This window comes from Burkholderia sp. MSMB0856 (assembly GCF_001524645.2).
Classification (GTDB): domain Bacteria; phylum Pseudomonadota; class Gammaproteobacteria; order Burkholderiales; family Burkholderiaceae; genus Burkholderia; species Burkholderia diffusa.
Genome location: NZ_CP013428.1, coordinates 1,971,823 through 1,996,017 on the forward strand (window position 1 = coordinate 1,971,823; position 24,195 = coordinate 1,996,017).

Sequence of the window (24,195 nt, forward strand, 5' to 3'; positions counted from 1 at the left end):
CGATCAGTAAATCGGAAAGCGCTCGCACAGCGCGAAGATCTCGCGGCGCACGCGCTGTTCGGTCGCGTGGTCGCCTTCCGGGTTCGCGCGCAGCGCGTCGAACACTTCGAGGATCAGGCGGCCGATCTCGCGGAACTCCGCGACGCCGAAGCCGCGCGTCGTGCCGGCCGGCGTGCCGAGGCGGATGCCCGACGTGACGGTCGGCTTCTCGGTGTCGAACGGAATGCCGTTCTTGTTGCAGGTGATGCCCGCACGTTCCAGCGCCTGCTCGACCGGCGCGCCCTTCAGGCCCTTCGGGCGCAGGTCGACCAGCAGCAGGTGGTTGTCGGTGCCGCCGGTGACGAGATCCACGCCGCCTGCCTTCAGCACTTCGCCGAGCGCCTGCGCGTTCGCGAGCACGTTGTCGATGTAGGTCTTGAAGTCCGCGTGCAGCACTTCGCCGAATGCGACGGCCTTGCCGGCGATCACGTGCATCAGCGGGCCGCCCTGCAGGCCGGGGAACACGGCCGAGTTGATCTTCTTCGCGATCTCTTCGTCGTTGGTCAGCACGAAGCCGCCGCGCGGGCCGCGCAGCGTCTTGTGCGTGGTCGACGTGACGACGTGCGCGTGCTCGACCGGGTTCGCATGGCGGCCGGCGGCGATCACGCCCGCGATGTGCGCCATGTCGACCATCAGCTTCGCGCCGACGCTATCGGCGATCGCACGGAAGCGCGCGAAGTCCAGTGCGCGCGGGTACGCCGAGAAGCCGGCGATGATCAGGCTCGGCTTGTGCTCGTGTGCGAGCGCTTCAACCTGGTCGTAGTCGATCCGCATCGTGTCGCGGTTCACGCCGTATTGCACGGCGTTGAACCACTTGCCCGACAGCGCCGGCTTCGCGCCGTGCGTCAGGTGGCCGCCGGCGTCCAGCGACATGCCGAGGATGGTGTCGCCCGGCTTCGCCAGCGCAAGCATCACCGACCCGTTCGCCTGCGCGCCCGAGTGCGGCTGCACGTTCGCGTAGCCGGCGTTGAAGATCTGCTTCACGCGCTCGATCGCCAGCGCCTCCACCTCGTCCGCGAATTCGCAGCCGCCGTAGTAACGCTTGCCCGGGTAGCCTTCCGCATACTTGTTGGTCAGCACCGAACCCTGCGCCTCCAGCACCGCGCGCGACACGATGTTTTCCGACGCGATCAGCTCGACTTGCGACTGCTGGCGCTCGAGTTCCTTCAGGATGGCGCTGCGCACCGGCGCGTCGCGCTCGGCAAGGGGCTGCGAGAAGAAAGGCTGGGTGTTCGACATAGTGCGTCCGTGACGAAGAATAAAGGGCGTGTAACCGAAGCTCGAGGCCCGCCATACCTGGGTTTCCAGCGCATCCAGTGCAAGGCTGCCGACGGCTCTATTCTTGTCGTTCGGATTTTCGGCGGATTGATGAATTTAGACGCGTTCTTTGCCTTTTCCGCCATGCGCGTCCGTTTTGTACAAGTAACCGGTCGTGCTTTTTCAGATGACCCGGCAAACCGCCGCATGTGGTTCATCCATGGACAGGCACTTCGCCGGTGCCTGCGCTGCGCGTCGAGGTGCAGCGCAGCCCGCTTACGGTGCAGTGCAGCATCCGCCTTGGGCCCATACAACGTATGGAGCTAGGGTTTAGCCGTATGGCACGCTTGTTGCGCTCGCTCACACAATACGGCAGCCCGATCCGTGCCCCTCGGGCCAAAAGCTATTAGAGATTCAAGGAACGCTCCCCATGTCCCCCGACCGCACAGCGTCGCTGTCCCACTTCGCGTTCATGCCCTTACCGGACTTCACGATGATCGCGTTCACCAATGCGATCGAGGTGCTTCGGATGGCGAACTACCTGAGCGGCCAGCCGCTCTATCGCTGGTCGATCATCAGCCCGGACGGCGGCCCGGTCACGGCGAGCAACGGCCTCACGGTCGACACGGGACCGGCCGAATGCGTGGGGCAGCCGGATATCGTATTCGTGTGCGGCGGTGTCGACGTGCAACGCGCGACCACGCCCGCCCATCTGTCGACGCTGCGCCGCTTCGCGCGCATGGGGCTGCCGCTCGGCAGCCTGTGCACGGGCACCTATGCGCTCGCGAAGTCGGGGCTGCTCGCGGGCTATGCGTGCGCGATCCACTGGGAAAACATGTCGGCGCTGAAGGAAGAGTTTCCGGACACGCGCTTCCTGAAGGAACTGTTCGTGGTCGACCGCGACCGCATCACGTGCACAGGCGGCGTCGCGCCGCTCGACATGATGCTGAACCTGATCGCCGCGCGCGTGGGCACCGCGCGCGTCACGCAGATCGCCGAGCAGTTCATCGTCGAACACGTGCGCGACACGAGCGCGCAACAGCGGATGCCGCTCGTCGCGCGGCTCGGCTCGGCGAACAAGTCGCTGTTCGAAGTGATCTCGCTGATGGAGAACAACATCGAGGAGCCGCTGTCGCGCGAGGAACTCGCACGACTCGCGAACATGTCGCAGCGCCAGCTGCAGCGCCTGTTCCGCGAGCATCTCGGGATGACGCCCACGCACTATTACCTGACGCTGCGGCTGCGCCGCGCGCGCGAGTTGCTGCTGCAGACCGACATGTCGATCATGCACATCACGATGGCGTGCGGCTTCCAGTCGGCCTGCCACTTCAGCAAGAGCTATCGCGATGCGTTCGGCGTCGCGCCGACGCGCGAGCGCCGCAAGCAGGTCGCACCGCTCGCGCAGGGCGCGGCGGCTACCGCACCGGCGTTTCCGGCTCATCTGATTCATGCGTGACGCGGGCGCGGCGCGATAAAAAAGGCGGCCTCGAAGGCCGCCTTTTTGCTGGTGCTTACGATCCCCACACCTGCATTTCGTCGAGCGAGTAACCCCACTGCGTCGCCCGCTTCGTGCCGAGCATCCGCACGTAGCGGCCCTGCGCGTTCAGGTTCGGCAGCGTGACGTGACCGTACGACACGCCGTTGTTCGTCGAGTAGACCGTCGTCCAGTTCGCGTTGTCGGTCGACGTCTGGATCTGGTAGACGAGCGCGCCCGCGTCCCAGTAGAGATCGACGCTGCTGATCTTCTTCACCGTACCGAGATCGACGGAGATCCATTGCGGATCGACGCCCGCGCCTTCCGGCGAATCCCAGCGCGTGCTCGTCGTGTTGCCGTCGAACGCCTTGTCCGGCGTCAGCGATGCGTTGTAGCTCGCCGACGCGGCAGCCGGACGACCTTGCGACAGCAGCGTCGGCTGCGCGACGGCCGGGCCGCCAAAGTAGCTCGAGCCGAGCTTCGCCTTGGTCGTGTCCGCGTTCACGCCGAATTGCGACAGGCTCCAGCGCTGGCCGGTCGTCACGTCGCCCACATAGAGCTGGTAGCCGCCCGCCGTCGTCGACGAGAAGAACACGTAGTTCGTGCCGCTTACCGGCGCCGGGTCCGAGTTGTTGCTCATGCAGTCGTTGAGCGCCAACTGGTTCGGCGTCGACGCCGGGTCCGCCGTCTTTACGTAGATCTGGTCGGCGCCGCCCGTGTCCTTCCAGCGCGCGTAGAACACCATGCCGTCCGCACGCACGATCGGGTAATACGTCTGCAGCCCGGCCGGCTGATCAAACACGGCGGTCGTGCCGGTCGCGATCGTACGCTTCATCAGCCCCATGTTCGAGCCGGTGCCCGTCGCGTAGTAGACGGCGCTCGCGTCCGGCGCGAGGAACGGCATCGAGTATTCAGCGCCGGACGGTGCGTTGGTCAGGCTCACGACCGACGTGAACACCGGGCCCGCGCTCGTGTACGACAGCGTGCCCTGCTTCACGTCGCCGTTCTGCTTGAACACGAGCGTCTTGCCGTCGGCGCTGAACTTCGGATCCTCGTTGCGCGTCGCGCCCGTGCTGTTCGTCAGGTTGACCGGTGGCGTGCCGGCGCCGAGCTGCAGCATGAACACGTTCCAGGCGCCATTGCTGATGCCCATGAATGCAAGCCACTTTCCGTCGGGGCTGAACACGCCGTTCATCGGATCGGTGATGCCCCAGCTGCTCTTGCTCAACTGCGTGAGCGTGCGGGCCGAAAAGTCGTACAGGAACAGCTGGCTCGTACCGTCGCCGTACTTCACGTAGCTGTGATAGACGAGCTTGCCGGTCAGTGCGGCGGGAAACGTCGCATTGGATTGAGTCGGGGGATAGTTGGTGCAGGCCGCTTCGGCGGCGCCGCCAAACAGGTTGAGTGCGACGCCGGCCACGAGGCCCGCGACGAGGAACTTCGATTTCACGCTGGTTGCTTCCGGGTAAGGTAAGGGCGGTGCGGACCCGGTCCCGCACACGATGCGCGGGCGTGACGGATCCGCCGTCGGGGAGCGTGAACACCGTATCGATCACGCGTCGGGAATAAGGCTTGCGAAGAATGCCGGTTCGCTGGTCTGAAGAAAAGGATCAGAGTCGGTCGAAAACGTGCGTATCAGCGAGTTGCGGATGAACTCGCGGATGAACGATTGGGGGCGGGATTGAACGCGGCGGACGCCGTGCTACTCTTTTTTCAGCGACGGCCGTGATCGGCCGGAGGCCAGGCATGAAGCGATATGCGGTGCTCGCGCAGACGATTGCCGATTCGATCCGGCGCGGCGATTTGCCGGCAGGTGCACGCATCCCGACCGTGCGCTCGGCGTGCCGCGCCTATCGTGTAAGTCCTTCCACCGTGTTTCGCGCGTACTACGCGCTCGAAAGCGAGGGCCTGATCGTCGCGCGCGCGCGTTCCGGCTATTTCGTTGCGAACCTCGATGACAAGCGCGTGCGCGCAAGTCACGACACACCGCGCAAACCGGCTGCATCGCAGACCGGCGACGACGATGCACTGTTCCAGCTGATCGACTCTCTCAAGCGAGACGACATCGTGCCGCTCGGTTCCGCATTCGCCAGCTATTCGCTGTTTCCGATGAGCAGCCTGTGGCGATACGCGGCGACGGCCGCCCGCAACATGGACCGCGCGAAACTGCTGGCCGGCTTGCCGCCCGGCAACGAAGCGCTGCGCCGCCAGATCGCGTTGCGGTACCTGAACGCGGGCGCGTCGTTGCCGATGGAAGAAATCGTCATCACGACCGGCGCGGCTGAAGCGCTGACGCTCAGCCTGCAGGCGCTCACGCGCCCCGGCGACATCGTCGCGATCGAACGCCCTGCCTTTCCCGCAGTGCTGCAGGCCGTGCAGCGGCTGCATCTGAAGGCCATCGAGATTCCGGTGGACCCACGCACCGGCCTCGACCTCGACTCACTCGCCGAAGCGCTCGACACGCATCCGGTGCGCGCGTGCTGGTTCATGACCTCGTTCCACAACCCGACCGGCGCGACGCTGCCCGACGAGCGCAAGCGCGCGCTGATCGAACTGCTCGCATCGCATCAGGTGCCGCTGATCGAGGACGACGTGTTCGGAGAACTACATTTCGGCCCGACGCCCACGCGTCCCGCGAAGCTGTATGACGATAACGGGCTCGTGCTGCATTGCGGTTCGTTCTCGAAGTGCCTCGCCCCCGGATTCCGGGTCGGCTGGGTCGCGGCCGGACGTTACGTGAAGCAGATCAGGCAGGTGAAGAACGCGAGCGCGCCGGCCGCCGACGTGCCCGCGCAGATGGCCGTGTCCAGTTACCTGCGCAACGGCGCGTACGACCGCTTCCTGCGCCGGCTCCGGCGCAACTTGGCCGCGCACCAGGCGCAGATGCTCGCGGCCGTTCGCGCGTATTTCCCGGCCGACACGGAGGTGTATGCCCCGCGCGGCGGATATTTCCTGTGGATCGAATTGCCGCCGCACGTGGATGCGATGCAGTTGTTCGGCGACGCGATGGAGAACGGGGTCAGCCTTGCGCCCGGGCCGATCTTTTCGATGACGGGCGCCTTTCACCGCTACGTCCGGCTGAACTATGGCCGACCGTGGACCCCTGCCGTCGAAGACGCGATGCAGACGATCGGAACGCTCGCGGGGCGGCAACAGCAGACGAGGTAGCAACGATCATGCAAGTCCTGCCCAACCGGAAAGTCCGCACGCGCGACACGCTGCGCGGCGCACTGAACCTGCGTGCCGAGCCGCGCGCCGCCGTCAGCCAGCGCTGCCGGCAGTGCGGCTTCATGGCGTTCCGCGCCAGCGAGCAGTGCCCCGTCTGCGGACTGGGAGACTGGCCGTTCGCGCCGCTGCATCAATCGAGCGACGATGCACCCGCCGCGCAGGCCACGCCCCCGCACGAGGTGCAGCCCGTCCCGACGTGGTCGTCGCGCGTCGCGGCCGCGGTGCGCGGCGCGGCGGTCCAGCGGCCGAGCGCGTCGAGCGCGCCGCTGCTGAGCATCCTGACCCTCGTGATGCTGGTCGGCGGCTATGTGACGTATGACCGGACGTGCCGGGCGGATCCCGCCTGTCGCGGCCCTGGCGCGTCGCGCCCGGTGACAACGGCCTACGCGAATCTGCATGCGGCTGACGCGCCAACGTCGCCGGTCGGGCCCGCGCCCGCACCCGCGGCGGCGCCCGTCCAGGCATTTCATCCGGCCGAGCGCGCGGCAGTCGATACCGATCGGCTCGCCGACGCCAACGTCGACACCGACGCCGATCGGTCGATCAAGGCCGCCCAACCTGGCAACGCGGGCACGCCCCGACACGCGGCAGGGCGCCCGACGACGACGCTCGTGCGGCACGCGCCGCCGATTCACGGACCGAACGGCGCGCGCGGCGGCGGCGTTCGCGTCGCCGACTGGAAAGGCGGCGCCGCCGCAACGCGACACGGGCACGCGATACGCCGCGTGAGCGTGCATACGCGTCATGGTCGGCGAACCACGGCGAGCGGAGCCGAATTGGCGATGGTCTATCGCGGGCATTGAGCGCGCGGCGCATCGCGACCGCAGCCACGCCCACAGCGAAAAACGGGCGGCACCGTCTCCGGTGCCGCCCGCTTCATGCGTGTCGTTCGTGCGTCAGGCCGCCAGCAAGCCGTGCGGATCGATCACGAATTTGCGCGGCGCGCCGCCGTCGAACTTCTTGTAGCCTTCCGGCGCCTGGTCGAGCGAAATCACCTCGACGTTGACGATCTTCGCGATCGGCAGACGGTCGAACAGGATTGCCTGCATCAGGTTGCGGTTGTACTTGAGCACCGGCGTCTGGCCCGTGAAGAACGAGTGCGACTTCGCCCAGCCGAGGCCGAAGCGGATGCTCAGGCTGCCGTGCTGCGCGGCCTTGTCCTTCGCGCCCGGATCGTCCGTCACGTACAGGCCCGGGATGCCGATCGCGCCGGCCGGCCGCGTGATTTCCATCAGCGAGTTCAGCACCGTCGCGGGCGCTTCCTCGGAATGGCCCGACGAACCGTGGCCGTGCGCCTCGAAGCCGACGCAGTCGACCGCGCAATCGATCTCCGGCACGCCGAGGATCTGCTCGATCTGCTCGCCGAGCGACGCGTCCTTCGACAGGTCGACCGTCTCGAAGCCCATCGCCCGCGCATGCGCGAGGCGTTCCGCGTTCATGTCGCCGACGATCGTCACCGCCGCGCCGAGCAGGCGCGCCGACGCGGCCGCCGCCATGCCGACCGGGCCCGCGCCCGCGATGTAGACCGTCGAGCCCGGCTTCACGCCCGCGCTCACCGCGCCGTGATAACCGGTCGGCAGAATGTCGGACAGGCAGGTCAGGTCGCGAATCTTCGCCATCGCCTGATCGCGGTCCGGGAATTTCAGCAGGTTGAAGTCCGCGTACGGCACGAGCACGTACTCGGCCTGGCCGCCGATCCAGCCGCCCATGTCGACGTAGCCGTAAGCACCGCCGGCACGCGACGGGTTCACGTTCAGGCACACGCCCGTATGCGTGTCCTTGCACATCGCGCAGCGGCCGCATGCGACGTTGAACGGCACCGACACGAGATCGCCGATCTTCAGCGTCTCGACGTCCGGGCCCACCTCGACCACTTCGCCCGTGATCTCGTGACCGAGCACGAGGCCGACCGGAGCGGTCGTGCGGCCGCGCACCATGTGCTGGTCGGAACCGCAGATGTTCGTGCTCACCACTTTCAGGATCACGCCGTGGCCGATCGCGCGGCCGGTCGGATCGACCATCTTCGGATAATCGATCTTCTGAACTTCGACCTTGCCCGGCCCAAGATAGACGACACCTCGATTGCTGCTCATCGTATTGTCTCCATGTCTCGTTGGATGGCGCTGCTGTGCGCCGGCAGATGCGGTGCTACGCAACGTGCTGTTCGAGAGTAGTCCCGGAGGTGGGGGGCCCGATGTCTCAAACGCGACATGCGTTTGAACGGTGCCGACATCGATGGCGGAAATGCGAAAGTCGGGTCAGGGAGAACGGCCGGAGGGCGGGATCGTGGAAGGCACGGAACGCGTGAGCGCGCGCCCCGGCCGATCGGCGCGATCGGCCGGTCGGGCGCGCCGGTGGGCGCGCATTAGCCGCCCTGATTCTCGCGGATGATCGCGGCGGCCGCCGCTTCCGCGTCGCTCGCCACCCCGTCGTGCACGCGCGTGCTGACGGCCGGCGTCGGCGGCTCGCTGTCGAGCGCATGGCCGTCGCGGTTGCGCGTATCGACCGTCGCGCGCATCGACAGCCCGACCCGCAGCGGATGCGCGGCCAGGTCGCGGGGATCGATCGCGATCACGACCGGCACGCGCTGCACGACCTTGATCCAGTTGCCGGCCGCGTTCTGCGACGGCAGCATCGAGAACGCGCTGCCGGTGCCGGCCGAGAAGCCCTGCACGCGGCCGCGATAGGTCACGCGCGAACCGTAGAGATCCGACACGACCTCGACCGGCTGCCCGACGCGCATGTGGCGGATCTGCCCTTCCTTGAAATTCGCCTCGATCCACAACCGATTGAGCTGCACGATCGACATCAGCGGCACGCCGGGCCCGACCTGCTGGCCGACCTGCACCGAACGCTGGCCGATCGTGCCGTCGACCGGCGCGACGATCGTCGTGCGTTTCAGGTTCCGATACGCGAGCTTGAACTGCGCGGCCGCCTGCACGACCGACGGGCTTTCGTCGACGGGCAATCTGGTGCCGAGCGCGCGCGCCGCATCGAGCTGCGCCTGTGCGGCCGCGAGATTGGCCTGCGCGCCGGCGACCGCCGCGCGCGCGCGCGCCAGTTCCTCCGGCGCGACGATCTCGACCGACGCGCCCGAACGCGCGGCGAGCGCGCGCTGCGCGAGCGACAGGTCGGCCTGGCGCGCGTTCACGGCTTCGACGTACATCGTGTTCGAAATCTTCGCGTTCGCGACCTGCCGCACGGCTTGCACGAGTTGCGCCTTCGCCTGCGCGAACGCGACGGACGCCTCGGTGTCGTCGAGCCTCGCCAGCGTCTGCCCGGCGCGCACGGCCTGCGTATCGGCGACCAGCACGTCGGTCACCGCGCCCGGAATCTGCGCGGCAACCTGCACGATGCTGCCCGCGACGTACGCGTCGTCGGTGTCTTCGTCATAGCGGTCGCGCAACAGCCAGAACGCGATCCAGACGAGCGCGGCCAGCAGCACGGCCGCGAGGAACAGCATGAAGCGCTTGCGGCGCGTCGCCCGGCGCGCGTCGAGTGCGGGATCGTTCAGGGCAGCCGGCTGCGCGGCGGTATGAAGGTTGTCGTGGTGCATCAGTCGCTTTGCGTAACGATCAGGCGGTCATGCTGGAACAGGGGGATCGGCGCTGGATTCGCCGCCGCCGCGCGAGAGGAAACGGGAGCGCCGCGAGGCGTGGTGCCGATGGCCGGCATGCGTGCCGCCTCGTCGCGTCGTGCGGCCGCCGCATTCGATGCAGCGACGACCTGCGGGGCGGCCACGCTCTGCGCACGCGCATCGGCCGACGGCCCCGCCACCGACTGGCTCGCGGCGGCGGCGGTCGGTGCGGTCTTGGCGGTTGCAGCCGCCACGGCGGGCGCGGCGGGCGAAGTGCCACGCTTCGCCGCCCCGCCACGCGCCCGATGCCCGGTCGGCGCCTGCGCGACCGTCGCGCCCGCGTCGAACCCACCGCCCAGCGCGCCGATCAATCCGACACGCAGCGTCCGCTGCCGGCCAAGCAACGCGATCATCTGTGCGCGCTCGTCGATCAGCGTGAGATCCGCGACATCCACGTCCTTCTGCATCAGCACGCCGCGCCGATGACGGTCGGTCGCAATCTCCACGATCTTTTGCGCGGCCGCGACCGCGTCCTGCTGCTGCGCGACGAGCGTCTGCGACGTACGCAGAGACGTGACGATCTGCGCGACCTGACCAAGCGCGTCGTCGACGGTCTTGTTGTACAGCCCGATCGCGACGTCGGCCTGCGCGACGTCCGCGCCGAGCTTCGCCTTCAGCCGACCGCGATCGAACACCGGCAGCGAGATCGCCGGGCCGACGGACGCGCCGAGCGCGTCGCGCGAGAATAGCGACGCGGGCGTCAGCGCGAACACGCCGCCGAGCGCGACGAGGTTCACGTCGGGATAGAACTGCGCGCGCGTCGAATCGGCATTCGCGAACGCGGCTTCGACACGCAGCCGCGCGGCGACGATGTCGGGCCGACGGCCCAGCAGATCGGCCGGCAGCCGCGCGGGCAGCGCGCCGCCGGCCAATGCGCCGACGCGTGGCCGCTGCAGCGCGAGCCCGCGCTCCGGGCCGCGGCCCGACAGCACCCCGAGCTGAAGTTGCGCGAGCTTGATCTGCTCGTCGTTCAGCGCGATCTGAGCGAGCAGCTTGCTGCGCTTGATCGACGCATCGCTCGCGTCGTACGCGTTGTCGAGCCCGCGCGCGGTACGCTCGCGCAGCACGGTCGTCACGCGCTGACTGACTTTCAGCTTCTGCTGAAGCAGATCCTGCGTCGCGTACGCCTGGTCGAGCTGGCAGTACACGGTGACGATCGCGACCGCCAGCGTGAGCCGCACCTGCTCGGCCTCGACCCGAGCCGCTTCACGCAGCGACATCAGGCTCTTCGTCGCCGCGCGGTTCTTGCCCCACAGGTCGAGCTGGTAGTTGAGCCCGACGAACACCGACGACGGCGATACGTTCGGATCGCCAAATATCTCTACCGGCACGCGATAGCCGCCGACCGACACGTTGGCGACGTCGTCGCCCGGCTTCGGCATCCGCGCGCGGCTGACCGTCGCGCCGGCCGTGCCCGTCAGCCCCGTCAGTGAATCGAACTGCTGAAGCTGCGCCTGCGCGATCCGCAGCCGCGCCTGCGCGACCTGCAGGTCGGGGTTGTTTTGCGATGCCTCGGCGACCAGCGCGTCAAGCTGCTGATCCTGCAGCTGCTTCACCCAGTCGGGTGCGGGCCATGCACCGTCCACGCCGGGGCCGGCCGTAAGCGCGAGCGCATCGTCGGACGGCGCGTGCAACGACAGCGACGGCAGGAAGCCCGTCGGCACGCATCCGCCCAATGCCATCGCCACCGCCGCGGCTCCGATCAACGCACCGCCCTTCACGCTACGCGCCCGCTCTGCCGCATTTTCTTTCACACGCCGCATCGCTTCCCTCACCCTTGCTGGACGCGCTGCGCCCGTGCAGCCAGACGTGGCCGCGTGCGCTCGAGCGGACCGAGCCGGCCGAACAGGCCGTCCGCGATGCCGAACAGGATGCCGGCGAGCTTGTCGCGCTTGTCTCGCTCGACGAGCGCGATCTGCACGACCTGCCACACGGTCAGCAGGTTCGGCACGATCGCCACCGGAAAGCGCAGCCCGTACTGCATCCCGAGCTGCACCGCATTGCGCGCGCTGTAGTAGCGCCGTTGCCACGGGTGATTCATCGACGTCATTTCGAAAGGGCCGAACGCGTGACGCTGTTTCGCGCCGATCCGGTGCGGCAGCACCAGCGACGGCACGACGTAGAGCGGCACGTTGCGCGCAAGCGCGCGGAAGCTGTACTCGGTGTCGACGTGATCGATGAACAGCGTCTCGTCGAAGCGGCCGAGCACATCGAACGCGGCGCGCGACACGACGCAGCCCGACGAGATCAGGAACGCGCAGCGCTGCAGTCGCGCATCAGGATCGACGTGCAGCCGGCGCAACGCAATCCCGTTGGTCGCGAGTTCGGGCAGAAAGCTGCGTGCGTTCTCGTCGAAGATGCGCGGGCCGGCGAGGAACGCGCGCCCCGCGAGCCCCGCGCAGGCGTCGCGCATCGTCGCGAAGTACCCGGCCGGCACCGACGAATCCTGGTCGAACAGCGCGACCGCGTCGACGTTGTCGCGAAACAGCGCCGCGAGCCCCGCGTTGTACGCGCCCGCGATTCCGCCGCGATTGCCGTGATGCAGCAGCGCGATGCCGTCGCGCGCGCATGCTTCACTTGCGCGTGCGTCCGGCTGCGGCGTGTTGTCGACGACGAGCAGCGCGTCGCACGCATGCCGCCACGCACCGAGCGCCGCGAGCTGCGCGTCGGTCGGGTGATACAGGATCACGAGTGCGCCGAGTGTCGTCATGCCGCTCTCCTCAATGTCCGAATGAAGCCGCCGCGCCGCGCTTCGGCCGCGTGAGCCACATCATCGCGGCAAGCACGAGGCAGGTCATGCTCGCCATCCAGAACATGTCGCCCGTCGCCATCATGTACGCCTGCTGCATCACGACCTGGTGCAGCGTGGATAGCTCGCGCACGCCGTCCACGCCCATCGCGTTCAGCGTGTGCACGAAGCGCTGCGTGTTCGTCGATGCGTGCGTGACCGATTGCGACACGACGTCGTAGTGATAGGTCGCACGGTTGTCCCACAGCGTCACGCTCATCGCGGTTCCGAATGCGGCCGACAGCGTGCGCAGGAAGTTCGACAGGCTCGACGCGGCCGCGAGCCGGTCGTCCGGAATACGCGACAGCGTCGCGGCAGTCAGCGGAATGAAGAAACACGGCAACCCGATCCCCTGGATCAGCCCGGGCGCGGCGATCTGCGCGAACGTCATCTTCAGCGTGAAATGCGCGTCCCATGCGAGCACGGCCGCGAACACGAGAAAGCCGAAGGTCGCGAGCACGCGCGCGTCGAAGCGGTGCGCGTGCAGGCCGACGAGAATCGAGAACACGAGCGCGAGCACGCCGAGCGACGCGGTGGCGAGCCCCGCGTGGAACGCGTTGTAACCCATCACCGCCTGCATCCACAGCGGGAACACGACGCCCACTACCGAGAAACTCATCATCCCGAGCGAGATGATCAGCACGCAGAACGAGAACGTGCGATCGCGAAACAGGCTCAGGTCGACGACCGGATGGGCCTCGCCCGCCTCCCAGATCAGCAGCGACACGATCGCGAGCCCCGCGACCACCGCGAGCGTGACGATCAGCGGCGAATCGAACCAGCCCTTGTCGTGGCCGAGATCGAGCATCGCCTGCAGCGAACCGACGCCGATCACGAGCAGCACGATACCCGGCACGTCGATCGGGCCGGCCGCGCCGCGCTGCGCGTCGGGGCGCAGCATCGCGGTGCAGACCGCGAACGAGAACAGCCCGATCGGCAAATTGATCAGGAAGATCCACGGCCACGAGAAGCTGTCGACGATCCAGCCGCCGACCACCGGCCCGAAGATCGGCGCGAGCAGCACTGTCATCGCCCATAGCGCGAGCGCGACGGTGCGCTTGTCCGGCGGGAACGTGCGCAGCAGGATCGTCTGCGACAACGGCACCATCGGCCCGGAGCACAGCCCCTGGAGCGCGCGGCAGACCACCAGCACGTGCAGGTCGCGCGCGAGGCCGCACAGCAGCGACGTCAGCGTGAACAGCAGCACCGCGCCGACGAACAACCGCAGCTCGCCGACGCGCCGCGCGAGCCAGCCGGTCAGCGGCACCGCGATCGCGGCCGCGACCGAATACGAACTGATCACCCACGTGCCCTGGCTGTTCGAGACGCCGAGACTGCCCGAGATCGCGGGCACCGCGACGTTGGTGACGGTCGAGTCGAGCACTTCGATGAAGGTCGCGAGCGACAGCGCGAACGTCAGCAGCGCGAGCCGCGCGCCGCGCACCGGCGGCGCAACGGGTGCGGGTTCGCTCGCGTCGAAGACGGCGGGTGTGTCCCGAAGCGGCGATGCCGTGCTCATGTGCCCGCCATCGCGACAACGGGCCGCGAGATCGCGCGCTCGTGGTTCGGCGCGAAGCGCTCGATGTAATCGGCAGCCGTTTCGCAGCCGTCCGGTGCCGCGTGAATCAGCGCACGCGTGCGTTCGGCATGCACGGAGAATTCGGGTTCATCCAGCACGCGCGCGAGCGCCGCACCGAGACGCACGCCGTCGACCGCACCGTCGACGCGCACGCCGGCGCCGCTAGCCGCGACGCGCTGCGCGTTGTCGAACTGGTCGTGCGCGAACGGCGTCACGACCTGCGGAATTCCGGCTTCGAACGCGAGCGCCGCGGTGCCGATCCCGCCGTGATGCACGAGTGCGCGGCAACGCGGCAGCAGCGTGCGCATCGGCACGAAGCGACGCACCAGCAGCCGGTCGCCGCCCGGTGCCACATCGTGCGGGCTCAACAGGATGCCGCGCGCGCCGGTGGCATGCAGCGCGCCCGCGACCGTGCGCGCATACGCGGCGTGATCGACCCGCGTCGACCCTGCAGTGAAGACCACCGGCGGCTCGCCGGCGGCAAGAAACGCGTCGAGCGCCCGATCGTCGTCGGGTGTCGCGATGTCGTTGAACAACGGAAAGCCGCTTTGCAGAACGCCAGCAGGCCAGTCGCGCTGCGCCGGGGCGAACCAGTCGGGAAACAGGCACAGCACGCCGTCGGTCGAATGCAGCCAGCGTCCGAGCACGCGCCGCGCGGGCGCAAGACCGAGGTCGCGGCGCACCGCGTTGAGCGCCGGCCCGCACACGCGGTCGAGCACCTGTCGCTCGATCAGCGTCATCAGCGCCGCCTTCACCGGCAGCGGCCAGCGCGCGGGGATCGTCAGGCGCGGATGCGTCGGCGGCACATGCGCGGACAACAGCGTCGACGGCGACACCTGCACCGACACATACGGCGTGCCGTGCAACTCCTGCATGAAGCGCGCGGAAAACGCCCACAACGTGCCGACCAGCACGGTGTCGCGATCGGTCAGCGTGCGCAGCGTGTCGTAATGCGGGCGCAGCACCGGCGCGATCACCTGCCACAGCGTGCGGAACGACGTGCGCGGATCCCACAGCGCCGGGTTCGCCATCGCGGCCTCGTACTCGGCCGCCGTGCCGACCGGCACGAACGTGAAGCCGCAGCGGCGCGCGGCCGCCGCGAACGGCGGATGCGTGCAGAACACGACGTCGTGGCCGCGCAACGCGAGCGCGCGTGCGACGCCGAGCAGCGGATGCACGTCGCCCGCCGAGCCGATCGCGGTCACGATCACCTTCGCCATCGCGCGCCTCGCGGGGGTCAATAGAAGCCGGGGATCAACGCCGCGACCTCGCGGCGATACTGCGTGTACGCCGGCCCGAAATGACCGGTGAGCCAGCTCTCCTCGACGCGCACCTTGTACGCGAGCGATGCGAACACGAGCGCGACGCCGAGCGCGCCGCGCCACTCGCCGCCGATCAGCGCGGCGCCGACCAGCGCGATCAGGCAGCCGGTGTAGATCGGATGGCGCACGAGGCCGTACGGGCCGGTGCGGACGAGTTCGTGGTTTTCCTTCAGCGTGACGGACACGCTCCAGTTCGTGCCGAGATGCAGCCGCGCCCACACGGAGAACAGCAGCCCCGCGACGAGCACCGCGAGCCCGCATTGCGCCTGCAGCCCGAAGCGCTGCCAGTCGGGCACGAGTGCCTGCCACGACGGATCGGGCAGGATGATCAGCGCACCGCCGACGATCAGCGGAATCGACTGCAGCGTGCGCGAGCGCGACGCCTCCTTGCGCACGGTCGTCTTCACGGCCTGCGACGTCATGATCCAGTAGGCGAGCCACGCGGCCCAGGGAACGACGATGGCGATGGTCTGAACGATATTCACGGCTGGCCTGCCTCGTGTGGAAGAGAATTCGGATGCGCCCGGTGTGCCCGGTGCGCGACGTGCTGCGTCATGACGACAGCGCCGGCATCGGCGCGGACACGCATGCGTGCGCGGCGCCGAGCGCGATGCCCGCGGCGACGGGCGGCGTGTCGCAGAAGAAGTCGAGCAGCGCCGCGCGCGTGGTTTCGCGCTGCGCGCGGCCTTCGATGTCGAGGAAATGGCCGGCGTCGGGAATCGTCGCGAAGCGCGCGCGCGGAACGTGTGCGGCGAGCTGACGGACATCGGCCGGCGTCGTGTATTCGTCGCGCTCGCCGTTCAGGAACAGCAGCTCGCAGCCGATGTTCGAGAACTCGCTCAGGTAGCGCTCCGGCTGCAGCGACAGGATCTGGTCGACGTGGAACGCGACCTGGTCCTGCTCGTCGCGCGGCAGGCGCGTCAGATAGCGGTAGTTGTACAGCTTCATGATGCGCGGCAGGTAGCGGCCGACCGTATCGTTCAGCAACTGCGCGGCCTTCAGGTTCTCGCCGGCGGCGATGTGGTCGCGTGCGCGCGTCACGTAGTCGACCATCGCGTCGTTCAGGAACGGCGAGAACGAGCAGATCGCCGCGCGCCGCACGCTCGGGCAGCCGCGCGCGAGCGCGAACAGCGACGCGACGCCGCCCCACGACACCGATACGAGGAACGCCGGCGCGAAGCGCTCGACCAGGTGCTGGAGGATCGCGGCCTCGTCGTCCTTGGTCAGGATGAAGCAGCCGGGGTTGTGCTGGCGCGACTGCCCCGCATACGGCAGGTCGAAGCAGATCGTGTTCATCCGCTCGCCGAGATACTGGACGGTCTGCCCGAACGATGCGGTCGTTGCGAGCGCGCCGTTGACGAGCATCGCCGTGTCGAACGACGGATCGAACACGTTCCGTTCGACGTAGACCTTCAGACCATTCGGTAGCGGGACCACGTGTTTTTCGGTCGGCATCGTCGTTCTCCGGTGGATGCGGCGTCTCGGCGTCGCGGCATGCTGCAGGTGCGCAATGGCGGGCGCCGGCCGTGTCGCGGTCGTTGGCCGCGCCCATTGCAGACGCACCGCGGGAAAAACCCGCGGCGCCGATTCATTCCTTTTGGTTCGGCGCCATACTAATACGGGCAATATTACTTACTCAAGTCATTCCAACGATCCCCTCTACTCCATCTGGAAATAGGCTCGATTCAAATATTTTTGGCATTTTTTATGGTAGACGGAATCGATCACGGGTTGATGGCAATCGTTTGCGGCCGAGCCGATAAACGATCTCAAACTCACAATATTTCCTTTAAATTCAATGAGATATGAAGTTTAAATCGATTGATTGAAACGAATTCCATGAAATTCCCTATGACGGTACGCGAGATCAGAATTTTCGGATTTCCGAAAATCTCACATAGCTCGACATTCTTTCGACGTGTAATAAATCGAATCGGGAAACTCTCCCAACCATTGCGTCACCTTTTCGGAAATCGTTTTAAACAAACTTCAATTTATTTAACCTCCTTTCAATTCGTTTTTCCGCACCTGCACAATCGTCGCAGCAGCATCTGCCCCTCAAGCCGATCACACGATTTCCCGTCGGACCCCGATTTTTTATTGATTGAACGTTCAATAAAAAACCGCTAAGCTCTCGACTTCCAGGAACGGCCCGTCCGGGCGAAGGGAGTCGCGATGCCGAAAGTCGGAATGCGGGAGATTCGTCGCGCACAGTTGATCGACGCGACGCTGCGCTCGATCGACGAGGCTGGCCTGCCCGGCACGACACTCGCATCGGTCGCGCAGCGCGCGAACATCTCGACGGGTATCGTCAGCCATTACTTCGGCGACAAGGACGGCCTGCTCGAAGCCACGATGCGGCACGTGCTGCGTGATCTGTGGGCGGCCACCACGCGCCGCCGCGTCGCGGCACGCAAGGACCCGCGTTCCCGGCTGCGCGCGATCGTCGCCGCGAACTTCGACGACACGCAGGTCAGCGCGCCCGTGATGAAGACCTGGCTCGCGTTCTGGTCGCAGAGCATGCACGACGCGATGCTCAAGCGCCTGCAGCACGTCAACACGCGGCGCCTCCATTCGAATCTGTGCGCGGAATTCGCGAAGGCGTTGCCGCGCGCGAAGGCGCGGGAAGCCGCCAGCGGCCTCGCCGCACTGATCGACGGCCTGTGGCTGCGCGGCGCGCTCGCCGGCGGCCCGATCGACACACGGGCTGCACTGAAGCTCGCCCACAATTACATCGACCTGCTGCTCGCGTCGGACTGACGCGTCACGCAGTCGCCCTCAAGGAGATTCTCATGTCCGTATACGGTTTGCAGCGCCTCTACATCGGCGGCGGTTACGTCGACGCCACCAGCGGCAAGACTTTCGATACCTTCGATCCCGCCACGGGCGAACTGCTCGCGCAGGTGCAGCAGGCGAGCGCGGCCGACGTCGACCGCGCGGTCGCATCGGCGCAGGAAGGCCAGCGTGAATGGGCCGCGATGACCGCGATGCAGCGCTCGCGAATCCTGCGCCGCGCGGTCGACCTGCTGCGCGAACGCAACGACGAACTCGCGGCGATCGAGACGCGCGACACCGGCAAGCCGATCGGCGAGACGCTCGCGGTCGACATCGTCACCGGCGCGGACGTGATCGAGTACTACGCGGGCCTCGCGACCGCGATCGAGGGGCTGCAGGTGCCGCTGCGCGCCGAGTCGTTCGTCTATACGCGCCGCGAGCCGCTCGGCGTGTGCGCGGGTATCGGTGCATGGAACTACCCGATCCAGATCGCATGCTGGAAGACGGCGCCCGCGCTAGCGGCCGGCAATGCGATGGTGTTCAAGCCGAGCGAAGTCACGCCGCTCACCGCGCTGAAGCTCGCCGAAATCTATACGGAAGCCGGCGTGCCGGCCGGCGTGTTCAACGTCGTGCAGGGCGACGGTTCGGTCGGCGCGCTGCTGACAGGCCATCCGGACATCGCGAAGGTGTCGTTCACCGGCGGCGTCGAGACCGGCAAGAAGGTGATGTCGCTCGCAGGCGCATCGTCGCTGAAGGAAGTGACGATGGAGCTCGGCGGCAAGTCCCCGCTGATCGTGTTCGAGGATGCCGACCTCGACCGCGCCGCCGACATCGCGGTCACCGCCAACTTCTTTAGCTCGGGCCAGGTCTGCACCAACGGCACGCGCGTGTTCGTGCACAGCTCGGTCAAGGATGCATTCACGCAGAAGGTGCTCGAACGCGTGAAGCGCATTCGCGTCGGCAAGCCGACCGATGCCGACACCAACTTCGGCCCGCTCGTGTCGGCCGCGCAGCTCGACAAGGTGCTCGGCTTCATCGAGAGCGGCAAGGCCGAAGGCGCGAAGCTGCTCGCGGGCGGCACGCGCCTGACCGACGGCCACTTCGGCAACGGCCAGTATGTCGCGCCGACCGTGTTCGGCGACTGCCGCGACGACATGAAGATCGTCCGCGAAGAAATTTTCGGGCCGGTGATGAGCATCCTCGATTTTGAATCGGAGGACGAAGTGATTGCCCGCGCGAACGACACGCACTACGGCCTCGCGGCCGGCGTCGTAACCGAGAACCTGTCGCGTGCGCATCGCACGATCCACCGCCTCGAAGCCGGCATCTGCTGGATCAACACGTGGGGCGAATCGCCGGCCGAGATGCCGGTTGGCGGATACAAGCAATCCGGTGTCGGACGAGAGAACGGCATCACGACGCTCGAACACTACACTCGAATCAAATCGGTACAGGTCGAGCTCGGCCGCTACAACCCGGTGTTTTGAGAACGACAGGAGATACACCGTCATGACGACACGCGAATACGACTACATCATCTGCGGCGCCGGTTCCGCGGGCAACGTGCTCGCGACGCGCCTGACGGAAGATCCGAACGTCACGGTGCTGCTGCTCGAAGCGGGCGGCCCCGACTACCGCTTCGACTTCCGTACGCAGATGCCGGCGGCACTCGCCTATCCGCTGCAGGGCCGTCGCTACAACTGGGCCTACGAGACCGACCCCGAGCCGCACATGGACAACCGCCGGATGGAATGCGGCCGCGGCAAGGGGCTCGGCGGCTCGTCGCTGATCAACGGGATGTGCTACATCCGCGGCAACGCGCTCGACTACGACAACTGGTCGACGCACAAGGGGCTCGAGAACTGGACGTATCTCGACTGCCTGCCGTACTTCAAGAAGGCCGAGACGCGCGACGTCGGCCCGAACGACTATCACGGCGGCGACGGCCCCGTGTCGGTCACGACCAGCAAGCCGGGCGTGAACCCGCTGTTCGAGGCGATGGTCGATGCGGGCGTGCAGGCCGGCTATCCGCGCACCGACGACCTGAACGGCTATCAGCAGGAAGGCTTCGGCCCGATGGACCGCACCGTCACGCCGAAGGGCCGCCGCGCGAGCACCGCGCGCGGCTACCTCGACCAGGCGAAGGTGCGGCCGAACCTCGAGATCGTCACGCATGCGCTCGCCGACCGCATCCTCTTCGACGGCAAGCGCGCATCGGGCGTCACGTACCTGCGCGGCAGCGAGCGCGCGACCGCGCATGCGCGCCGCGAAGTGCTCGTGTGCAGCGGCGCGATCGCGTCGCCGCAGTTGCTGCAGCGCTCGGGCGTCGGCCCCGGCGCGTGGCTGAAGGAACTCGACATCCCCGTCGTGCTCGATCTGCCCGGCGTCGGCCAGAACCTGCAGGATCACCTGGAGATGTACATCCAGTACGAGTGCAAGGAGCCGGTGTCGCTGTATCCGGCGCTCAAGTGGTGGAACCAGCCGAAGATCGGCCTCGAATGGATGCTGAACGGCACCGGCCTCGGCGCGACCAACCACTTCGAGGCGGGCGGCTTCATCCGCACGCGCGACGACGATCTGTGGCCGAACATCCAGTATCACTTCCTGCCCGTCGCAATCAACTACAACGGCTCGAACGCGATCGAGATGCACGGCTTCCAGGCGCACGTCGGCTCGATGCGTTCGCCGAGCCGCGGCCGCGTGAAACTGCGCTCGCGCGATCCGAACGATCACCCGAGCATCCTGTTCAACTACATGGCCGAATCGCTCGACTGGCGTGAGTTCCGCGATGCGATCCGTGCAACGCGCGAGATCATGCGGCAGCCCGCACTCGACCGCTATCGCGGCCGCGAGCTGAACCCGGGTGCCGACTGCAAGACCGACAAGGAACTCGACGCGTTCGTGCGGGCCCGCGCGGAAACCGCGTTCCATCCGTCGTGCTCGTGCAAGATGGGTTACGACGACATGGCCGTGGTCGACGAGGAAGGTCGCGTGCACGGGCTCGAAGGGCTGCGTGTGGTCGATGCATCGATCATGCCGATCATCACGACCGGCAACCTGAACGCGCCGACGATCATGATCGCGGAGAAGATCGCCGACAAGATTCGCGGTCGCACGCCGCTGGCGCGGGTGGACGTGCCTTACTTCGTCGCGAACGGCGCGATGGCGCGGAATCTCGCTAAGGCGGTGCGGCAGCCGGAAACGGCGTAACCGCGCAAGCGCCCTCCCCGGAGCGCAGCAGCAGCAACCTGCACGGCTCGTGGCGTTCTCGCCGCGAGCCGTTTTTCATTTCATTGGCTGCTCTCGCCCCCCGTACTGAAGCGCGTGATCGCAGCCCCCCTCGGCCGCACGCGTTTCGCGCGCACGATTGGATTCGATCGCGACGTCAGGCTCATCGCGCCGCTCAGACGTTCGAACGCGACATCCTCCTTCATCCCGAAGCGGCCGACCGCCGGCCACGCGAGCACTTCATCGAGCCACGCCTGCCACGCGTCGCCATGAAAGCGGCGCGCGAACTCGCGCACCATGCCCGGCGTCGCGATCACGATGCCTGCCAGCAGGTAATACGCCCAGAAACTGCCCGCGCCGACAAGCCGGTCGAGCCGGCACACGGACACCGCCGCGAGCAGTCCATCGACCGACGCGAGATCGGTGCGCCGTTCGCGAATCGCGCGCGCAACCAGATTGTGCCGACCGCCGTACGCGGTGAAGGACATCCCCTTGCCGGCGGCAAGCTCCGCGCAGTACATCGCGAGTGCGGCCATCTCGTCGATGCGCGCTGCGTCGTCGCGCGGCCCGCAAACGCGCAGCACGATCGCGTCGATGACGGCCCCTGGCCCGGCCGACGGCGCCACGCAGGCCGCGGCGACGGCCGCATGTCGTTCTCTCAGGTTCTTCGCAGGCGGCGCCTCGCCGTTCGCGAGTCGCTCCCGCATTTCGTGCCCGCCGACTTCGTCGCTGCCGGGTCCGACGCCGCCGGCAATCCGCTCGAGCGCGGCCCAGCCGTCGTTCGGATCGTCGAAGGCCCACGCATCGACGAAACCATGCGCCGCATCGAATACCGCGCGCGATCCGGGGCAGCACCGTTCCGCGTGCGCGAGCTGCCGCGTGTCGGGAACGTGCATGCACGCATCGGTCGTATCGCACGCGCAACCGCCGCCGTCCGTTGCGATCCATGGCGCGAGTTCGTGCAGGACGGCGATCGCTTCATGCGACAGGTTCGCGCCGGCACGCACGCGTGCCGCGTGCGTCGGCGTGGCGGCCGTCGCGGCGACGTCGTCCGTCGCCGCGCACGCCGCTTCGTTCAGGTGTTCGATCAGGTATTGCAGCCACGCGGCCGTGCGCAGCCGGTCGGGCGTCGCAGCGCGGGCATCGCCATACTTCGCTGGGTCGGTGAGCATGGGTGGTCCGGAATGGTTGTTTTATGTCGTTCGAAGCAGCCGGCACGGTGCATCGCACCGGCCCCTGCACGGCCGCCCGCATCGGATCGCGAAGCAGGCGGCCGGCCGGTCGTCACGCCGATACGCGCGACGACGCGAATGCATCGCGAAACCGGAACACCCGCCGCGCATCGTTGCACGGCCCTCATCCCTGGCGGGCGCCCGGTTCCGATCGCGCGACGCTTACTGCACGTGGAACTTCGGCGACGTGGCGACCGTGCCGCTGACCGTGCAGTCCGGCGTCAACACCGCGTTGTTGAACGTCAGCGACGAGTTCGGATCGCTCCACGTCGTCACGACCTTGCTCGGCCCGCAGGCGCCGAGCAGCGAAACGGTCACCTTCGCGTTGTTGATCGACAGTTGCGTCGTGCTGTCGGCCTGGCCCGTCCACGGCGATGCGCTGGTCGCGCTGCCGCTGATCAGGCCGCACGTCGCGGCGCCCGTAAACGTCGTCGACGTGATGTTGACGATGCCCGTCGAGGAGATCGTGCCGTTGAACGTCGCGTTGCAGGTCGCGTTGATCGAGCCCTTGGCCAGGACCGTGAGGCCCGTCGCGGAGAACGGCTCCCCGTTCGGGTTCATGGCCTGCCCGTCGGCACGCGAGACGGTCACGGCGAAAGCAGGCGCGGCCGAAACCGCGGTGAATGCCACTGCAGCAACAAGCGATACGATTTTGCGAATGCTCATTTGAACTGCCCCCTCTCTCTTCACAAATGGCGGCATGCCGCCAGGAACGCGACACCCCGGCCGGATCGGCCCGGCCGCTCGGTCGCAGGAAGCCGCCGGCGTGCGCAATGCACGCCGGACGGCTCAGAACTTGTAGGAAATCCCGACGAACGTGATCAGCGGATCGGCCTTCAGCCGCGTGCGCGTGGTCGCGAGCGTCGAACCGTCGGCAGCCTTGATCACGAGCGACGAGTAAGTCTTCAGCGGCATGTAGGTCAGCGTCGCCGTCAGCCCCCAGTGCTTGTCGATCGCATAGCTCGCGCCGACGTTGTAGACCGGCGTGAACGACGACGATGCCTTGCCCTCCACCGACGTCGGCCCCGGCTTGCCGGCGCCGGCCGCGAGCACGCTGCCGAGGTTCTCGTTGATGTCCTTCGCGAAGTTGCCGTTCAGTTCGATGTTGCTGAACCAGCTGTAGGCCACGCCGATCCCGACGAACGGGCGGAACTTCGCGGTCGGTGCATTGAAGTAGTACTGCAGAATGATCGTCGGGCTCCATTGCCGCGCATTCTTCACGGCCGGCTGATTCGACGGATTGTCCATGTTGACGCTGCCGAGCGAACCGGCCGGGCCCGGTGGCCGGATCACGCCGTGCCCGGTCAGCGTGAACTCGGGCGGCACGCCGAGCACCGACGTCACCGCGATATGGTCGGTGAAGAAGTGCGTGAGCGTGAGGCCGACCGTATCGGCGTTGTTGACCGTCAGGCTGGTGCCCGGCGACGTGAACGAGCCGGGCAGCCGCAGCGGCCCGTTGATCGGCATGCTCGCGAGATTCGTCGTCAGCCCGTTGGTCGAATCCTGCGGCATGATGTGCAGCCAGCCCAGCGTCGCGACGTTGTCGCCCGCCTGCTGGGCCGATGCGAGCGTCGACATGCCTGCGACGACACCCGCGACAATCAGCTTCTTCATGAAGTCTCCCCCTCGTTCTTTC

Annotated in this window: 19 protein-coding genes; 6 read left to right on the top strand and 13 right to left on the bottom strand. The window is 67.3% G+C overall.

The genetic code is table 11. From position 1 onward, the window contains the following. Positions 1 to 3 precede the first annotated feature (3 nt). Complete coding sequence (locus WS87_RS26450) at positions 4 to 1,278, bottom strand: serine hydroxymethyltransferase (protein WP_059819545.1); 1,275 nt, start codon at positions 1,276 to 1,278, stop codon at positions 4 to 6. Between the two features lie 448 nt (positions 1,279 to 1,726). On the opposite strand from WS87_RS26450, the gene WS87_RS26460 reads away from it, so the two are divergent. Beyond that, the gene (locus WS87_RS26460) at positions 1,727 to 2,752 is read left to right on the top strand and encodes a GlxA family transcriptional regulator (protein WP_059692028.1); all 1,026 of its coding nucleotides are present in this window, start codon (positions 1,727 to 1,729) and stop codon (positions 2,750 to 2,752) included. Positions 2,753 to 2,807: 55 nt separating this feature from the next. Here WS87_RS26460 and WS87_RS26465 read toward each other — a convergent pair whose 3' ends face one another. Next, positions 2,808 to 4,220, bottom strand: a complete 1,413-nt coding sequence (locus WS87_RS26465) for a discoidin domain-containing protein (RefSeq protein WP_059819546.1) — start codon at positions 4,218 to 4,220, stop codon at positions 2,808 to 2,810. A gap of 296 nt (positions 4,221 to 4,516) precedes the next feature. Between WS87_RS26465 and WS87_RS26470 the strand changes: the two genes are divergently transcribed. Then, complete coding sequence (locus WS87_RS26470) at positions 4,517 to 5,938, top strand: aminotransferase-like domain-containing protein (RefSeq protein WP_059819547.1); 1,422 nt, start codon at positions 4,517 to 4,519, stop codon at positions 5,936 to 5,938. Positions 5,939 to 5,946: 8 nt separating this feature from the next. Continuing rightward, entirely contained in the window at positions 5,947 to 6,801 is an 855-nt protein-coding gene (locus tag WS87_RS33735; RefSeq protein ID WP_059819548.1) for a hypothetical protein, read from the top strand. A 93-nt stretch (positions 6,802 to 6,894) separates the two neighbouring features. On the opposite strand, the gene fdhA is transcribed toward WS87_RS33735, so the two are convergent. The 8 genes from fdhA to WS87_RS26520 all read right to left on the bottom strand — a co-directional run bounded on the left by fdhA (position 6,895) and on the right by WS87_RS26520 (position 16,779). Beyond that, complete coding sequence (gene fdhA / locus WS87_RS26480) at positions 6,895 to 8,091, bottom strand: formaldehyde dehydrogenase, glutathione-independent (RefSeq protein WP_059600256.1); 1,197 nt, start codon at positions 8,089 to 8,091, stop codon at positions 6,895 to 6,897. Between the two features lie 272 nt (positions 8,092 to 8,363). Continuing rightward, positions 8,364 to 9,554: an HlyD family secretion protein gene (locus WS87_RS26490; protein ID WP_059819549.1), complete on the bottom strand. Its 1,191-nt coding sequence runs from the start codon at positions 9,552 to 9,554 to the stop codon at positions 8,364 to 8,366. Then, a complete protein-coding gene (locus tag WS87_RS26495; protein WP_059819550.1) occupies positions 9,554 to 11,398 on the bottom strand; it encodes an efflux transporter outer membrane subunit in 1,845 nt (614 codons plus the stop codon). Before WS87_RS26495 ends, WS87_RS26490 begins: the two co-directional genes overlap by 1 nt. A gap of 8 nt (positions 11,399 to 11,406) precedes the next feature. Continuing rightward, positions 11,407 to 12,345, bottom strand: coding sequence for a glycosyltransferase family 2 protein (locus WS87_RS26500; protein WP_059819551.1), 939 nt, complete (start codon positions 12,343 to 12,345; stop codon positions 11,407 to 11,409). A gap of 10 nt (positions 12,346 to 12,355) precedes the next feature. Further along, positions 12,356 to 13,942: a DHA2 family efflux MFS transporter permease subunit gene (locus tag WS87_RS26505; protein WP_059819552.1), complete on the bottom strand. Its 1,587-nt coding sequence runs from the start codon at positions 13,940 to 13,942 to the stop codon at positions 12,356 to 12,358. Continuing rightward, on the bottom strand, positions 13,939 to 15,222 hold the full coding sequence (locus WS87_RS26510; RefSeq protein WP_059819553.1) for a glycosyltransferase: 1,284 nt from the start codon (positions 15,220 to 15,222) through the stop codon (positions 13,939 to 13,941). The genes WS87_RS26505 and WS87_RS26510 overlap by 4 nt, the downstream gene beginning before the upstream one ends. A 17-nt stretch (positions 15,223 to 15,239) precedes the next feature. Beyond that, positions 15,240 to 15,809: a methyltransferase family protein gene (locus WS87_RS26515; protein ID WP_059692019.1), complete on the bottom strand. Its 570-nt coding sequence runs from the start codon at positions 15,807 to 15,809 to the stop codon at positions 15,240 to 15,242. 67 nt (positions 15,810 to 15,876) lie between these two features. Beyond that, positions 15,877 to 16,779: an alpha/beta fold hydrolase gene (locus WS87_RS26520; protein ID WP_059819554.1), complete on the bottom strand. Its 903-nt coding sequence runs from the start codon at positions 16,777 to 16,779 to the stop codon at positions 15,877 to 15,879. 720 nt (positions 16,780 to 17,499) lie between these two features. Between WS87_RS26520 and betI the strand changes: the two genes are divergently transcribed. Genes betI through betA form a run of 3 tightly spaced genes read left to right on the top strand, consistent with a single transcriptional unit; the run spans position 17,500 to position 21,309 of the window. Further along, the gene (gene betI / locus WS87_RS26525) at positions 17,500 to 18,084 is read left to right on the top strand and encodes a transcriptional regulator BetI (protein ID WP_059534154.1); all 585 of its coding nucleotides are present in this window, start codon (positions 17,500 to 17,502) and stop codon (positions 18,082 to 18,084) included. 32 nt (positions 18,085 to 18,116) lie between these two features. Beyond that, positions 18,117 to 19,586, top strand: a complete 1,470-nt coding sequence (betB, locus tag WS87_RS26530; protein WP_059819555.1) for a betaine-aldehyde dehydrogenase — start codon at positions 18,117 to 18,119, stop codon at positions 19,584 to 19,586. Between the two features lie 22 nt (positions 19,587 to 19,608). Next, on the top strand, positions 19,609 to 21,309 hold the full coding sequence (betA, locus tag WS87_RS26535; RefSeq protein ID WP_059819556.1) for a choline dehydrogenase: 1,701 nt from the start codon (positions 19,609 to 19,611) through the stop codon (positions 21,307 to 21,309). A gap of 80 nt (positions 21,310 to 21,389) precedes the next feature. On the opposite strand, the gene WS87_RS26540 is transcribed toward betA, so the two are convergent. From WS87_RS26540 to WS87_RS26550, 3 genes are all read right to left on the bottom strand, one after another. Then, the gene (locus WS87_RS26540) at positions 21,390 to 22,499 is read right to left on the bottom strand and encodes a hypothetical protein (protein WP_059819557.1); all 1,110 of its coding nucleotides are present in this window, start codon (positions 22,497 to 22,499) and stop codon (positions 21,390 to 21,392) included. 222 nt (positions 22,500 to 22,721) lie between these two features. After that, positions 22,722 to 23,225, bottom strand: a complete 504-nt coding sequence (locus WS87_RS26545) for a hypothetical protein (protein WP_059534146.1) — start codon at positions 23,223 to 23,225, stop codon at positions 22,722 to 22,724. A 123-nt stretch (positions 23,226 to 23,348) separates the two neighbouring features. Further along, positions 23,349 to 24,173, bottom strand: a complete 825-nt coding sequence (locus WS87_RS26550; RefSeq protein WP_059819558.1) for an OmpW/AlkL family protein — start codon at positions 24,171 to 24,173, stop codon at positions 23,349 to 23,351. Positions 24,174 to 24,195 lie beyond the last annotated feature (22 nt).